Origin of the sequence: Candidatus Vagococcus giribetii (assembly GCF_017316185.1) — a bacterium.
GTDB lineage: Bacteria > Bacillota > Bacilli > Lactobacillales > Vagococcaceae > Vagococcus > Vagococcus giribetii.
The window spans coordinates 1-2,393 of record NZ_JAFLVX010000049.1 but is presented as its reverse complement, the minus strand read 5'-3'; the positions used below and the strand labels follow the sequence as shown (position 1 = coordinate 2,393).

The following is a 2,393-nucleotide window of genomic DNA, read 5'->3' as shown; positions in this document are numbered from 1 at the left end:
GAAACTATCACTCTTCAAGAACGAGAGTTAGAGTTATTAAAAAAGCAGAAAAAAGGTTTTTTACAACAATTATTCCCTAAAGATATGCAAAGTTCACCTGATATCAGATTTGAACACTTTGAGTCAGCGTGGGAACAGCGTAAGTTTACTAACATAATAGACCGAGTTAATAAAAACTCAAGTTCAGACACGTTACCAAAAGTTGAATTTGAAGATATATACGCTGGTGAAGGTAGATTAAATAAAGATGTAACAGAAAAATTTGATAATAGAAAAGGAGTCGAATTTGAACCTAATGATATTTTATATGGGAAATTACGACCATATTTAAAAAATTGGTTATATCCTAATTTTAAAGGTGTTGCTTTAGGGGATTTTTGGGTATTAAGAGCAATTCAATCAGAATCTATTTTTATTTATTCATTAATTCAAGCAAGTAAGTTTCAAAAAGTCGCAAATGATACATCTGGTACAAAGATGCCACGTTCTGATTGGAAAAAAGTATCTAATACTATTTTTTTGATACCGAAAAAAGAAGAACAAATCAAAATAGGCAACTTCTTCAAGCAGCTTGATGAAACTATTCATCTTCAAGAGAAGAAATTAGAGAATATTCAACAAATTAAAAAAGCTTTTCTTCAAAAAATGTTTATATGAAAAAATCCATCTAGTTATTGATAATTAACTAGATGGATTTTTTTACATAAGCATAGATAAATGACGAATAATCTTTTCGTTATCTTGGTTTTCTAATTCTTGAATGATGTGTAGATATGTTTCTTGCGTAGTAGTCATACTTGAATGACCTAACCTATTGGCAACACTTGCGATTGAAACATTAGCAAATAGCAGCAAAGATGCATGAGTATGTCTAAGACTATGTACGCTTATGACTGGTATTTCTGCTTTATGACATAGTAATTTTAAGCGATTATTTATTGTGGAATTAAACACTCTGTTTTTTACAAAAATTGGTTTTTCTGGATCTTTATTTTTAATTAACTGAGAAAATTGCATAGCTAGTTGCCAATCTATTTGAATTTTTCGATTAGACGACTCGTTTTTTGTTGACTGAAAAAATCCTTTTGTATTTTTATAATTCCATGTTTTATTGATAATAATTTTTTGATTTGAAAAATCAAAATCTAAAGGTGTTAAAGCTAAAGCTTCTGAAAATCGAAGTCCAGTTTTAACAGTTAGCAGAATAAACCAATCCCAATTAATTTCCTCTGCTAAATTTAATTCTTTTAGTAATTTTTGCACTTCAAACTGATTCAAAAACTTTGCTTTTTTTGCTCGAGGCTCTTTACCTTTTATCACTATTTTTCTTGTAGGATTTTGAGTTAATATACCATCATCTACCGCATCTAAAATAGCTCCTTTTAGTTGATGATGAAAATCCATTGTAGTTTGTTTTTCATGTGTTAAAGCATACTCATTCAAAATACTTTGATAACTGTATCTATCTAAATCTTTCATTTTTAAATTTGGCGCTAACTCAAATAATCTTTGCTCTGTTATATAATATTTTTGTAATGTAATATCACGGATAGCCCCAACTTTATAAAGAGTAATCCACTCCTTAAAATATTCGTAAAATGTTTGTTCCCTTCTTTTTTTGTTACTAACCACAAAAAATGCCCCCTTAAATAATTTTAGATGTCAAAACATCTTGTATATTATCTAAGAGGGTGATTCGATTGTAAATTAAATTTATATAAACATTTTTTGTAGAAAAGCTTTTTTAAGCTTTTTTAATTTTTCTAGTTCCTTCTCTTGAAGAGTGATAGTTTCATCAAATTGTTTGAAGAAATGACCTAATTTAACTTGTTCTTTGATATCTGGTACATTTATTTTTTGCCTTAAAAAGTGAGATACATCTAATTTATTTGAGGAATTTCCAGAAGAAGTTATTGATTTAGCGAATATAGGAGCCATGATAGTTTCCAACTGGATTGCATTTTTCCAATAATTATTATCATAATCTGTAATATGTCTATATATTGGAAAGAGTTCCGATACTACTCCAGGTCCAATATCATTAGCGACAAATCTTCCAAACTTAAAATTTGAATTAGGATGGCCTTCAAATGCAATATCTCCCTCTCTCATAACATATGTACGTGAGTCTATGTTGTTAGACTGAACTTTTTCAGGATCTTGAAAATACATTTTAGCTACTGATATCCAATGTTCTCTATTAAATGTTCCATCATTTCTTTCGTTTACCTTTTCAAATTCGTCTTCCAACTTACGCTGTTCCCACAGGTCCTCAAAATGCTCAAATCTGATATCAGGTAAACTTTGCATATCTTTAGGGAATAATTTTTGTAAAAGTCCTTTTTTCTGCTCGTTTAATAACTCTAACTCTCGCTCTTGAAGAGTGATAGTTT

The 2,393-nt window shown here is 29.3% G+C and carries 3 protein-coding genes; 1 reads left to right on the top strand and 2 read right to left on the bottom strand.

The features are described from left to right. Positions 1 to 657: restriction endonuclease subunit S (locus DOK76_RS13025; RefSeq protein ID WP_242542332.1), on the top strand; the 657-nt coding region annotated here is incomplete at its 5' end. 42 nt (positions 658 to 699) lie between these two features. On the opposite strand, the gene DOK76_RS13020 is transcribed toward DOK76_RS13025, so the two are convergent. Together DOK76_RS13020 and DOK76_RS13015 are read right to left on the bottom strand one after the other, a co-directional pair. Next, the gene (locus DOK76_RS13020) at positions 700 to 1,632 is read right to left on the bottom strand and encodes a site-specific integrase (RefSeq protein ID WP_206968457.1); all 933 of its coding nucleotides are present in this window, start codon (positions 1,630 to 1,632) and stop codon (positions 700 to 702) included. 81 nt (positions 1,633 to 1,713) lie between these two features. After that, on the bottom strand, positions 1,714 to 2,393 hold a 680-nt coding region (locus DOK76_RS13015; RefSeq protein ID WP_242542324.1), incomplete at its 5' end, for a restriction endonuclease subunit S.